Source organism: Streptomyces albicerus (assembly GCF_008905045.1).
GTDB classification, from domain to species: Bacteria; Actinomycetota; Actinomycetes; order Streptomycetales; family Streptomycetaceae; genus Streptomyces; species Streptomyces albicerus.
Genome location: NZ_VWMY01000021.1, coordinates 73299 through 85518 on the forward strand (window position 1 = coordinate 73299; position 12220 = coordinate 85518).

Here is a 12220-nt window from a genome sequence, read left to right on the forward strand (position 1 = left end):
CCCCGCGCTCCTAAAGGCGCGCCTCAGTGCTCGTCATCTGAATCGTTGCTCACACCGTTGCCGACGTGCGGCGGAGTCTTCCCGCCGGGCGGAGGAGCAAGGAGACGGAAGCCGCTGAGACGGCTGCCGCGCCGAGCAGGACCAGCAGGAGGTTGCCCGCGCCCAGCGCGGAGTGGGTGAGGAAGGCGCCGAAGAGGGCTCCCGCGATGCCTGTCGGGAGGACGAGGCTGCGGACGGGCAGGCGGTGCGGCAGGCGGTGGACCGCCGCCCAGGCCAGTGCCAGACCGAGGATCGCGGAGCCGAGCGCTTCCAAGAACATCAAGGGGTCCCTCCCGCACGGCCGTGTGCACTTCGGTCGTAGCCCGTCATACCCGTGACCTGCGGAATGCAATCCTCCCCTGTGGATGACTTGTGCTCCATCTGTGAAGCACGTGACGTGGAGGGTGACGGAGAGGGACAGGGTGCCGGGCATGAAAAGAGGGGCCCGACGGCTGCTGCCGCCGGGCCCCTCTTTCGTTGCCTTACAGCGCGCCGAAGCCCACCTTGCGCGGGGCCGGCTCGCCGAGCTCCACGTAGGCGATGCGGTCCGCCGGGACGAGGACCTTGCGGCCGTGGTCGTCCACGAGGCTGAGCAGCTGCGACTTGCCGGCCAGCGCCTCGGACACCGCGCGCTCGACCTCATCCGGGGTCTGACCGCTCTCCAGAACGATCTCGCGGGGCGCGTGCTGCACGCCGATCTTGACCTCCACGGCTATGTCCCTCCGACGGTCACTGATGTGCGCGTTCGTCCGCGCCGTACGCAGCACACATTAGCCCGGTGAGGGGGCGCGCACGCTCCGTCCAAGAACGCCAGGAGCGAACAGCGGACGGGAACAAAGGCACGGCCCCTGCCGTGTGCCCGCTGTCAGTGGTGCTCGCTGCCGTGCAGCGGGAACCCCGCGATGCCCCGCCACGCCAGCGAGGTCAGCAGCTGCACCGCCTGCTCGCGCGGCACGCTGCGGTCGCTGTGCAGCCAGGAGCGGGCCACTACCTGGGCGAGCCCGCCGAGGCCGGAGGCGAGCAGCATCGACTCGTCCTTGGACAGGCCGGTGTCCTCCGCGATGACCTCGCTGATCGCCTCGGCGCACTCGAACGTGACCTTGTCCACGCGCTCGCGCACCGCGGGCTCGTTCGTCAGGTCCGACTCGAAGACCAGGCGGAAGGCACCGCCGTCGTCCTCCACGTACGCGAAGTACGCGTCCATGGTCGCCCATACACGCAGCTTGTTGTCCGTGGTGGACGCGAGCGCGGTCCGTACGGCCTGCAGCAGCGACTCGCAGTGCTGGTCCAGCAGAGCGAGGTAGAGGTCGAGCTTGCCGGGGAAGTGCTGGTAGAGCACCGGCTTGCTGACGCCCGCGCGCTCGGCGATGTCGTCCATCGCAGCCGCGTGATATCCCTGCGCGACGAACACTTCCTGGGCCGCGCCGAGGAGCTGGTTGCGTCGGGCACGGCGCGGCAGGCGAGTGCCCCGCGGGCGTGCCGCCTCTGTCTGCTCGATGGCTGTCACGCCGCCTCCCAAAATCGTCCACATGCGGTGAGCGCCGCGCGGCCATCGTACTTTTCGGTAACCGTGGTGTGCGCGGTGCGAGCGCAGAATTTCACGGACCGGACGCCGGCGAAACCCACGCGGAGCGCTTCATATGGGGTCATATCAGGCGCGTCGGGCTCCCGGTTGCGTGCCCGTGAGTGGTCACCGGCGATCGCTCCGGGCCCCGATCACCGATAGTCGTCCTCGTCCAGTTCGACGACTCTTGCCTGTTCGACGCGGTCCGCCTCGTTCGCGCTGTCCGGGTCCCCGCCGGTCACCGCATCGTCCCGGTGGGGTGCGAGATCCGCGTGCTGTTCGGCGGCGTCGGCTTCGGGGGCCTCCACGTCGAACTCCGTCTCGTCGGTGTTGTCCCTGTCTTCAAGTGTCTCGGGGTCGGTGGGGTCGACAGTCATGTGTCCTCTTCCCGAGCGGTACGAGTGCGCTCTTGTGCGAGTGCGCTCTTGCACGAGTACGAGTGCCCTCGTTTACGAAGCGTATGAGACCCGAGATCGGTGCGCTACGCGATCCGGCCGCCATCCGACCGGGCTTCGGCCGCTGTCTGTGACCGCGAACACACGATCCAGCGCGTGATCGTCTCGTAACATTGCCGCATGCCTTCGACCGAACTGCCGTCCGCGCTTGCCACCTCCGTCGCGCCGAAAGTCGGTTCCGTCAGGGTGGCGGCGGGGGAGCGGCTGCGCAGGGTCGGGCTTCCCGGGATCACGCTGACGGTCCGGTCGAGACCGCCGGCCCGGGAAGGGCTGCCGCCCGCGCTGTACGTGCACGGGCTGGGCGGTTCCTCACTGAACTGGTCGGCGCTGATGCCCCTCCTGGACGGCCTCGTGGACAGCGAGGCCGTCGATCTGCCGGGCTTCGGCGACTCGCCGCCGCCGGACGACGGCGACTACTCGGTGACCGGGCACGCGCGCGCGGTCATCCGTTATCTCGACGCGGCCGACCGCGGACCGGTGCACCTCTTCGGGAACTCGATGGGCGGCGCCGTCACGACACGCGTCGCGGCCGTACGGCCCGATCTCGTCCGCACGCTCACGCTGGTGTCGCCCGCGCTCCCGGAGATCCGGGTGCAGCACACGGCGGTGCCGACGGCACTGCTGGCCCTGCCCGGTGTCGCGAGCCTCTTCACCCGGTTCACCAGGGACTGGTCCGCCGAACAGCGCGTACGGGGCGTGTTGACCCTCTGTTACGGGGACCCGTCCATGGTCACACCCGAGGGGTTCCGCAACGCGGTCGAGGAGATGGAGCGGCGGCTCGCGCTCCCCTACTTCTGGGACGCCATGGCACGCTCGACACGCGGCATCGTGAACGCGTACACGCTGGGTGGCCAGCACGGACTGTGGCGCCAGGCCGAGCGGGTCCTCGCGCCGACGCTCCTCGTCTACGGGGGCCGTGACCAGCTCGTCGCCTACCGCATGGCCCAGCGGGCGGCGCGTGCCTTCCGCGAGTCCCGGCTGCTGACATTGCCTGACGCGGGACATGTGGCGATGATGGAGTACCCGGAGACCGTGGCCACGGCCTTCCGCGAACTCCTCGCGGACACAGGTGAGTTGGTCGACACCGGCGCTACCAGCGCGAGGAGCTGAGGCGGGACGTGGGACGTCACAGCCGCCGCGGGCCCGCCCCCAAGGGCGACACCGCCGACATACCCGTGGTTCCTGCTGCCCGGACGGAACGGGAGACGGGGGCCGGGGCGCGGCGCCGTCGGGGCCCCGCGGGACAGCAACCTCCGCCGCCTCCGACGGGCGGGACGCCCGCTCAAGGGGTGCCCCGGCTGCCCGAGGGATGGGTGCCGCGCGGGCCGGAGGGCATGCCCGGGCAGGGAGTTCCTCGGCCTGGGGGCGGGATGCCTCCGGGTGGGGCTCCGGGATTTCCGGCCGGCGGGCCGGCGCGGGGAGCTCCGCGATTCTCTGACGGGACGCCCGCGGGGGGAGTGCCCCGACTTCCCGACGGCACTCCGGCACACGGATTTCCACGTATGCAGGGCGGGACGCCCGCTCATGGGTTTCCGCGCCCGCAGGACGGCACCCCGGCCCATGGGTTTCCCCGGCTGCCCGATGGGACGCCCGCACATGGCTTCCCGCGGTTGCCGGACGGGACGCCTGCGCACGGCTTTCCTCGGCTTCCCGACGGAACGCCTGCGCACGGCATGCCGCGCTATCCCGACGGCACCCCCGCACACGGCGTACCCCGGGTCCGTGGTGGGCACCCCGAGCAGCGGGAAACCGGCGGTGGCTGGGGCGAGTTGAGGGGTGGACCGCAGGCGGGCGTCGGGTACGGAGTACCCCAAGCGCCCCCGCAGGGACCTTTCTTCGGCGCTCCGCAAGGCGGCCAGGGCGGCGGCCAAGGCGGCCCCAACGGTTCTCCGCCAGGCGCTCCCTATGGCTCTCCGCAAGGTCAGGGCGGGCCTCAGGGCCGCCCCGGACCCACGATCCCCCGACAGCGGTACGCACCGCCGCCCCAGGCGGGAGCCGGTGGTCCCCGTCAGGCCTACGTCGACGCCTTCGACGAGAACGACGATCCCTTCGCGCCCCGATCGACCGCGGCGGCAGCGCTCCGTGCCGACCCCTTCGCCTCCGTCACCGACTGGGACGACGAGGTCGAGCACAAGGCACCCCCGAAGGACCCGGCAGACACAGAGATCCGGCCGGAGAAGGCCAGGAGCGGCAAGGGCCGGGCCTTCACCGGCATCGCGGCAGCCGCCGTCACCACCGTGCTGGCCGTCGTGGTGGCCGGGCAGGTCACCGGCCGGGGCGACGACAACTCCGTACGCCCGCAGGCCGCGAGTGACGCCGACCGGGAGACCAAGGACTCCGCGTCGCGCACCGACAACCGGCCGGCGCCGTCCGAGAAACCGGGCGCGGCCACGCTGTCGTACGACCAGCAGATGGGGAAGAAGTACTCCCTCGCAGCCGATCTCAAGGGTTCCGGGGACTTCGAGGCGATCGCCGGATTCGACAAGGCGCCGGGGACCGGGCGGAAGTACACCTATCGCGTCGACGTCGAGAAGGGCCTCGGCCTCGACGGGGAACTCTTCGCGCAGGCCGTGCAGAAAACCCTGAACGACGAACGGAGTTGGGCCCACGACGGCGGCCGTACCTTCGAGCGGGTCTCCTCCGGGAAGCCCGACTTCGTCATCACCCTGGCGAGTCCCGGGACGACCGCGTTCTGGTGCGCCAAATCGGGTCTCGACACCACCGAGGACAACGTCTCCTGCGACTCGGCGGCCACCGACCGCGTGATGATCAACGCGTACCGCTGGGCACAGGGTTCCAAGACGTACGGCGACAAGATGTACGCGTACCGCCAGATGCTGATCAACCACGAGATCGGCCACCGGCTCGGCTTCAACCATGTGACCTGCAGCGTGGACGGCGCGCTCGCGCCGGTCATGCAGCAGCAGACCAAGTTCCTCGATTACGACGGAATCAGCTGCCGGGCCAACCCCTGGCCGTTCCCCAACAGTTGACAGAGACAGGTCGCCTCGCTGGCCATGACGTGACGGAAAGTGTTCGGTTGATCTCTTAGCGCGACGGAACGCGACTCGCACGGGAAAGTTACGACCGTTCACCCCTTTTGGTGGCGCGATGGACAACCGTCCATCGCGCCACCGTCATGTCCGCATACGTTCGTCCCGCTGCGAGCCGCCGAGTCAACGGCGGCTCCCCAGACGGGAGATCGGGGGTGCGTTCGTGCGCATCGGACTGCTTACGGAGGGTGGCTATCCGTATGTGAGCGGTGACGCCAGGCTCTGGTGCGACCGGCTCGTGCGCGGGCTCGGGCAGCACGAATTCGACATCTACGCGCTCAGCCGCAGCGACCGACAGGAGGACGAGGGCTGGATCCAGCTCCCGCCCCAGGTCAGCCGCGTACACACCGCGCCGCTGTGGACCGCGGACGACGACGGCGTCGGATACGGGCGACGGGCGCGGCGCCGATTCGCCGAGTGCTATGGGGAGTTGGCGGCGGCCGTGTGTGCGGGGGACCTCTCTGCGGGGTCCATCGGGTCCGCCGGGCCCACGGGAACGACCGGAGCCGCCGGATCTGCCGGGTCTGCCGGATCTGCTGGATCCACTGGGGCTGGGGGGGCCGCGGGGGACGCCTCGGCCGGGGTGGCGGACCGTTTCGGCGACGCGCTGTACGGGCTCGCCGAACTCGTCAGGGACGAGGGCGGCGGCCTGGTCGGCGCTCTGCGCTCCGAGACCGCCGTGCGCGCCCTGGAGCGCGCCTGTCGCGCGCCCGGCGCCCTACGTGCCGCACGAGGGGCACGCGTACCGGATCTGCTCACCGTCGCCGCCCAGGTGGAGCGCGCGCTGCGACCGCTCTCGCTCGACTGGTACGAGGACGACGGGCTCGGCTCGGTCGACCTGTGCCACGCCACGTCCGGCGGCGCGGCGGCGCTGGCCGGGCTGCTCGCGCGGCACTTCTCGGGCGTACCGCTGCTGGTCACGGAGTACGGGGTGCAGCTGCGGGCGCACTATCTGAGCGCGCGTGAGGATCTGGAGGGCCGTGTGGCTTCGGCCCCGGCGCGGGCGCTGCTCGCCGCGTTCCACGGCCTGCTCGCCGCTGAGACCTACCGGCAGGCCACGGTCATCACACCCGGCAACACGCACGCCCGCCGCTGGCAGGAGCGCTGCGGCGCCGACCGCGCCAAGATTCGTACGGTCTATCCCGGTATGGAGGCGTCCCGCTTCTGGGAGGTGGGTGAGAGTGCAGAATCCGCCGAGCCGGACACCCTGGTGTGGGTCGGGCGCATCGAGCCCGCCAAGGATCTGATCTCGCTGCTGCACGCCTTCGCGGAGATCCGCAAGGAACAGCCGAAGACACGGTTGCGGATCGTCGGCGCGCCGGGCGACGGGCTGGAGGGCGCGACGTATCTGGCGCACTGCAAGGCGCTGGCCGCGCAGCTCTTCCCCGACGAGGCGGACGGCGCGCACGCCATCGGCGACAACCCGGTCTCCTTCGAGGAGATCGGCGGACCGGACGTGCCGACCCTTCCAGAGGCGTACGCGGCAGGCTCCGTCGTCGTCCTGTCGAGCGTCGTCGAGGGCTTCCCGATCAGCCTCGTCGAAGCGATGTTCTGCGGGCGCGCCACGGTCTCCACGGACGTCGGCGCGGTCGTGGAGGTCATCGGCGGTACGGGTCTGGTGGTGCCGCCGCGCAATCCGCGGGCCCTGGCCGAGGCGTGCGTCGCCCTGCTGCGCGACCCCGAGCGCCGCGCGCGTCTCGGGGCGGCGGCACGCGCGCGTGCGCTCGAACTGTTCACCGTCGAGCAGAACATCACGGCATTTCACGGCATTTACCTCGAGATCGTCTCGCGCTGTCCGGTCCGGCGGGTCGTCGTCGACAACTCGGGCGAACCCCTGCCGTTCGCCGTACCGGCCGAGGCCCATGTACCGGAGCGGTGGGCCGAGTCGGGGACGCGACTGGTGGCCGGCCGGCGGGGGCCCGGGTGGGCGGCCGGGCCGCCCGTGCGGGGCCTTCCACTTGGGTCTGCTTCGGGAGCCGCCTCGGGAGCCGCTACGGGCGATCCGGTGCCCGCGGGGGAGGGGACGCGGTGAACGGGCGGCGACGGGTCGGGAGCGTGGACCGGCCTCAGGCACCGGAGAGTCCCGGGGCGTGGGACGCGCGGTCCGAGGAGTGGCTGGCAGGCGTCGGGCAGTCGGTGGACACGGACGCCGAGGTGGGCGAGACACGGGTCGTGGACGTCCAGCCGGGGGAGACGCGGGTGGCAGACGTGCAGTTGGGCGAGTCGAGGGTGGCGGACGGCCGGCTGAGCGAGTCGGGAGTCAGGGACGCTCGGCCCGGGTCGTCGAGGGGCGCGGATGGTCGGCTGGGCGAGTCGCCGGTGGTCGATGCCCAGCGAGGATCGTCGAGGGCGGCGGATTCTCGGCACGTGTGGGGTGCCCCCACGCGGGCGGGCGAGGCTCCCGCCTCCAACGGCCGGCCCTTGACTTACGCCGACGGTCCCGGTGTCAGTGACCGCGGGACCTCCGCTGACGCGAGCGAACCCGGTGTCAGTGACCGCGGGACCTCCGCTTACGCGAGCGAACCCGGTGTCAGTGACCGCGGGACCTCCGCTTACGCGAGCGAACCCGGTGCCAGTGACCGCGGGACCTCCGCTTACGCGAGCGAACCCGGTGCCAGTGACCGCAGGGCCACCGGTTACGCGAGCGAGGCCGCTGCCGCCGGTCACAAGTCCTCCGCCCAAGCGACTGAGGCCGTTGCAGCCGACCGCAAGCCCTCCGCCGGCGCGGCAGTCCCCCCTGGCACCGACCGCAAGCCCTCCGCCCGCCGCGGTGGCGTCGACCCGGTGAAGGCTCTGATGCACCGTCACCGCGAGCTGTGCGAGCGCGCGGTGGACCCCCTGGAGATCGCCGCGGGCTTGGAGGCGCACGGGATGACCGACCGGACCGCCACCCGCTTCCGGCACCGTGACGTCTTCTCGCTCGCCGAGGAGATGTACGCGCGCGTGCCTCGCGTCGGTGACACGGCACCGCGGTCCGAGGCACCCGACACCCCCAAGGCGCGCGCCGACTGGGCCTGGGCCGTGCTCGCCCTGCTGCCGGGCGCCCTGTGCGCGGCAGCGGTGACCGGGCTGCGGCTCACCGAAGGACGGCCGCGCCTCGCGGTGACCGTCGCGGGCGTACTCGCCATCGGCCTGGGCCTGCGCGCTGCCCTCCGCCGAGGCCCCCTGCACGCCGCACGCGCGTGGCACCCGACAACATCCACGCGTGCGTGGACCTGCTGGCTCCTCGCCTACGCACTCCTCGGCGACGGCCTGCTCGCCGCGGGCATCGAGGGCGGCCCCGACGGACTGCCCACCGGCGGCTCCGACAGCCCCTGGCCGATCGCCCTCGCCTCCGTCCTGGCCCTCACCCTCGCCTGCGCCCCCGCGGCCTGGTGCGCCCACCTTTTCGCCGTACGCGCCCGGCGCAGACTCGCATCCAGCCGTGCCCTGGAGGAGTTCGCCTCCTCCGTAAGACCCCTGCTCATCGGCGTGTTCGGACTGTTCCTCTGCGCCCTGGGCGGGCTGCTCGCCCTGTGCGGGGCGGTGCTGGGCGAGCCCGCCGCGTACGCCGGAGCCGGTGCCCTCGGCGCGCTCCTGCTGCTCGCCCGGCTCCTCACCGTGCACGGCTTCACGCACGCGCCCGCAGTCGTCCTCGCCGCCGCCGGCGTGGTCGAGGCGGCGGCACTGGTGAGCGTCTTCGCGGGCCGCCTGCCCGGCTGCTCGCTCCTGGCCGAGCCCGTCGAGGCCGTGGCCGACACCTGGGGGCCGGGCGCCGTCCCAGCCCTCGTGTGCGGGGCTGCGGCGCTCGTCCTCCTGATCCACGCGACCAGGACCCTCACCCGGGCCTCGGCCCACGCGGCACGCGGCGACACGCCGTGAACCGCCCCCGGCACCCGGCCTCCGTGCCGAGCGCACCCCTTCCCGCGGGGCCGACACCGCGGGCCTTCCGCATGACCCACGGCAACACCCTGAAGGAGAACGCCAGATGATCACCCTCCGCATCGGAGAATCCGCCCCGGGAGCCGCCCGATGAGGGTGCTGCTGATCGGAGCCAACGGATACCTGGGCCGGTTCGTCGCCGACCGCCTCCTCGCCGACCCCGCCGTGCAGCTCACCGCGCTCGGCCGGGGCGACGACGCGGACGTACGCTTCGACCTCGCCAGCGGCAGCCCGGGCGCGCTCACCCGCTTCCTGGACGCGGTGCACCCCGGCGTCGTCGTCAACTGCGCCGGCGCCACCCGAGGCGGCGCCCGCGAACTGACCCGGCACAACACCGTGGCCGTCGCCACCGTCTGCGAGGCCCTGCGACGCAGCGGCTGCGGGGCGCGCCTCGTGCAGGTCGGCTGTGGCGCCGAGTACGGACCCAGCCAGCCCGGCTCCTCCACGGCCGAGGATGCCGTGCCCCGTCCTGGCGGCCCGTACGGCGTCAGCAAGCTCGCCGCGACCGAACTGGTCCTCGGGTCCGGTCTGGACGCCGTCGTCCTGCGGGTGTTCTCGCCCGCCGGACCCGGCACCCCGGCCGGCTCCCCGCTCGGCCGCCTCGCCGAGGCCATGCGCCGCGCCATGCAGTCCGGCGACGGCGAACTCAAACTCGGTGGCCTCGGCGTCCAACGCGACTTCATCGACGTACGCGACGTCGCCCGTGCCGTCCATGCCGCCTCCCTCTCCGCCGCTCAGGGCGTCATCAACATCGGATCCGGTCGTGCCGTACGCCTCCGCGACGCCGCCGCCGTCCTCGCACGCGTCGCCGGCTACGGCGGCGCCCTGCACGAACTCGACGGACCCCCCGGCCCGATCAGGCCATCCATCGGGCACCCCCGCTCCGAACCAGACCACACGGCCCCGACCGCATACCCCTATCCCGACGGCTGCGGCAGCTGGCAGCAGGCCGACGTGCGCACCGCACGCGACCGACTCGGCTGGCGGCCCCGGATCAACCTCGAGGAATCCCTCGCCGACATCTGGATGGAGGCGGCATGCCGTATCTGACCAGCACCGCAGCGGGCAGCGCGTGCACGGACTTAAGCATCGGCTTCGGCATTCCCGGCTATGCGCACCCCCTTCTCGCCCCGGTCGAATGGGGCGAACTCACCCGCCCCGGGACCCCCTTGCACTGGGTCGCCCTGAACGTCGCCGACGGCCCCGGCACCCGCCCCGACCCCCACTGTCTGGAAGCGACCGGACGCCTGCGCAACGCGGGCGTCCGCGTACTCGGCCACCTGGATGTGACATACGGCGCACGCGCCTTCGGTGAACTCGTCTCCGACGCGCACCGCTATCTCGACTGGTACCGGGTCGACGGCTTCCTTCTGGACCGCTGTCCCACAGAGCGGACAGCACTCCCCGAGGTCCGGCGCACGGCCACCACGCTGCGCGCGCTCCTCGGCGAGGGCCACATCGTCCTCGGCCACGGCACCCACCCGTATCCCGGATATGCCGAAACCGCCGACCAGTTGGTGACCTTCGCCGGCCCTTGGAGCGATTACCGCTGGTCGCAGGTGGCCGAGTGGACCGCCGAATACCCGCCCGAGCGGTTCTGTCACTTCGTGCACGGCGTGCCCCGGGGTCATCTCGACGAGGCGCTGCGCATCGCCCGCTGGCAGGGCGCCTCGACGATCTACTTCACCGACCGCACGGATCGCGGCGGTTCGATCGACCCCTGGGAGACCATGCCCGGTTACTGGGACGAAATCGTCTCGCGGATCGGAACAGGTGTCTCGGAATGAAGAAGGGCGTGGCAGTGTTACGCGGAGAACAACTGTAGTGATTGACCGACCAACGGAGTCCCCGTGTCGCTGCCACCCCTGGTCGAGCCAGCTGCTGAGCTCACCGTAGACGAGGTCCGCAGGTACTCCCGCCACCTGATCATCCCCGACGTGGGCATGGACGGGCAGAAGCGGCTGAAGAACGCCAAGGTGCTCGCTGTGGGCGCCGGCGGCCTCGGATCGCCGGCGCTGATGTACCTGGCCGCCGCGGGCGTGGGCACGCTCGGCATCGTGGAGTTCGACGAGGTCGACGAGTCCAATCTGCAGCGCCAGATCATCCACAGCCAGGCGGACATCGGCCGCTCCAAGGCCCAGTCGGCCCGCGACAGCGTGCTCGGCATCAACCCGTACGTGAACGTGATCCTTCACGAAGAGCGGCTCGAGGCCGAGAACGTGATGGACATCTTCAGCCAGTACGACCTGATCGTCGACGGCACGGACAACTTCGCGACCCGCTACCTGGTCAACGACGCGTGCGTGCTGCTCAACAAGCCGTACGTCTGGGGCTCGATCTACCGCTTCGACGGCCAGGCCTCCGTCTTCTGGTCCGAGCACGGCCCCTGCTACCGCTGCCTCTACCCGGAGCCCCCGCCCCCCGGCATGGTTCCCTCCTGCGCCGAGGGCGGCGTTCTGGGCGTGCTGTGCGCGTCCATCGGCTCCATCCAGGTCAACGAGGCCATCAAGCTGCTCGCCGGCATCGGTGAGCCGCTCGTCGGCCGCCTGATGATCTACGACGCCCTGGAGATGCAGTACCGCCAGGTCAAGGTCCGCAAGGACCCGGACTGCGCGGTCTGCGGCGAGAACCCCACCGTCACCGAGCTCATCGACTACGAGGCCTTCTGCGGCGTCGTCTCCGAGGAGGCCCAGGAGGCGGCCGCCGGCTCGACGATCACTCCCAAGCAGCTCAAGGAGTGGATCGACGACGGCGAGAACATCGAGATCATCGATGTCCGGGAGATCAACGAGTACGAGATCGTCTCGATCCCCGGCGCCAAGCTGATCCCGAAGAACGAGTTCCTCATGGGCACTGCCCTGGAGACCCTCCCGCAGGACAAGAAGATCGTCCTGCACTGCAAGACGGGTGTCCGCAGTGCGGAGGTCCTCGCGGTCCTCAAGTCGGCCGGTTTCGCGGACGCCGTGCACGTGGGCGGCGGCGTGATCGGCTGGGTCAACCAGATCGAGCCGGAGAAGCCGGTGTACTAGGCGTACGCCTTGTGGGGAGGGGCTCGGCACGGGGTGTGCCGGGCCCCTTTCTGCTGGGCGGGCGCGGGCGCGGTCGCGGGCATGTGCATGGGGTTGGGCGTGGACGCGGGCCGCGTGGGCGGGCAGGAGCGGACGGCCCCTCCCTCCGGCATTCCCCGT

General features: G+C 71.4%; 11 protein-coding genes. 7 read left to right on the top strand and 4 right to left on the bottom strand.

Annotated features, from left to right (window positions below; translation table 11 throughout):
- Positions 1-49: 49 nt before the first annotated feature.
- From GAS53_RS20315 to GAS53_RS20330, 4 genes are all read right to left on the bottom strand, one after another.
- Positions 50-319, bottom strand: a complete 270-nt coding sequence (locus GAS53_RS20315) for a hypothetical protein (protein WP_151479058.1) — start codon at positions 317-319, stop codon at positions 50-52.
- 202 nt (positions 320-521) lie between these two features.
- The gene (locus GAS53_RS20320) at positions 522-749 is read right to left on the bottom strand and encodes a DUF3107 domain-containing protein (RefSeq protein ID WP_151479059.1); all 228 of its coding nucleotides are present in this window, start codon (positions 747-749) and stop codon (positions 522-524) included.
- A gap of 155 nt (positions 750-904) precedes the next feature.
- Positions 905-1546 carry a TetR/AcrR family transcriptional regulator gene (locus tag GAS53_RS20325; protein WP_151479060.1) on the bottom strand — a complete coding sequence of 214 codons (642 nt, stop codon included), beginning with the start codon at positions 1544-1546 and terminating at the stop codon, positions 905-907.
- Between the two features lie 209 nt (positions 1547-1755).
- Positions 1756-1980, bottom strand: coding sequence for a hypothetical protein (locus GAS53_RS20330; protein ID WP_151479061.1), 225 nt, complete (start codon positions 1978-1980; stop codon positions 1756-1758).
- 198 nt (positions 1981-2178) lie between these two features.
- Here GAS53_RS20330 and GAS53_RS20335 point away from each other — a divergent pair, with 198 nt between their 5' ends.
- From GAS53_RS20335 to moeZ, 7 genes are all read left to right on the top strand, one after another.
- Positions 2179-3168, top strand: coding sequence for an alpha/beta fold hydrolase (locus GAS53_RS20335; protein WP_151479062.1), 990 nt, complete (start codon positions 2179-2181; stop codon positions 3166-3168).
- 563 nt (positions 3169-3731) lie between these two features.
- On the top strand, positions 3732-5051 hold the full coding sequence (locus GAS53_RS20340) for a DUF3152 domain-containing protein (protein WP_404829256.1): 1320 nt from the start codon (positions 3732-3734) through the stop codon (positions 5049-5051).
- Positions 5052-5274: 223 nt separating this feature from the next.
- Positions 5275-7143, top strand: coding sequence for a DUF3492 domain-containing protein (locus tag GAS53_RS20345; RefSeq protein WP_225859008.1), 1869 nt, complete (start codon positions 5275-5277; stop codon positions 7141-7143).
- Positions 7144-7532: 389 nt separating this feature from the next.
- A complete protein-coding gene (locus GAS53_RS20350; protein ID WP_404829258.1) occupies positions 7533-8972 on the top strand; it encodes a hypothetical protein in 1440 nt (479 codons plus the stop codon).
- 150 nt (positions 8973-9122) lie between these two features.
- A complete protein-coding gene (locus GAS53_RS20355) occupies positions 9123-10082 on the top strand; it encodes an NAD-dependent epimerase/dehydratase family protein (protein ID WP_151479066.1) in 960 nt (319 codons plus the stop codon).
- Entirely contained in the window at positions 10070-10819 is a 750-nt protein-coding gene (locus tag GAS53_RS20360) for a spherulation-specific family 4 protein (RefSeq protein WP_151479067.1), read from the top strand. Before GAS53_RS20355 ends, GAS53_RS20360 begins: the two co-directional genes overlap by 13 nt.
- A 63-nt stretch (positions 10820-10882) precedes the next feature.
- A complete protein-coding gene (gene moeZ / locus GAS53_RS20365; RefSeq protein ID WP_151479068.1) occupies positions 10883-12061 on the top strand; it encodes an adenylyltransferase/sulfurtransferase MoeZ in 1179 nt (392 codons plus the stop codon).
- Positions 12062-12220: the final 159 nt, after the last annotated feature.

Bases quoted from the DNA above. Each gene is read 5' to 3' on its own strand.
- GAS53_RS20330 (WP_151479061.1), bottom strand. From the start codon at position 1,980: ATGACTGTCGACCCCACCGACCCCGAGACACTTGAAGACAGGGACAAC.
- GAS53_RS20355 (WP_151479066.1), top strand. From the start codon at position 9,123: ATGAGGGTGCTGCTGATCGGAGCCAACGGATACCTGGGCCGGTTCGTC.
- GAS53_RS20340 (WP_404829256.1), top strand. From the start codon at position 3,732: ATGCCGCGCTATCCCGACGGCACCCCCGCACACGGCGTACCCCGGGTC.
- GAS53_RS20335 (WP_151479062.1), top strand. From the start codon at position 2,179: ATGCCTTCGACCGAACTGCCGTCCGCGCTTGCCACCTCCGTCGCGCCG.
- GAS53_RS20360 (WP_151479067.1), top strand. From the start codon at position 10,070: ATGCCGTATCTGACCAGCACCGCAGCGGGCAGCGCGTGCACGGACTTA.
- GAS53_RS20315 (WP_151479058.1), bottom strand. From the start codon at position 319: ATGTTCTTGGAAGCGCTCGGCTCCGCGATCCTCGGTCTGGCACTGGCC.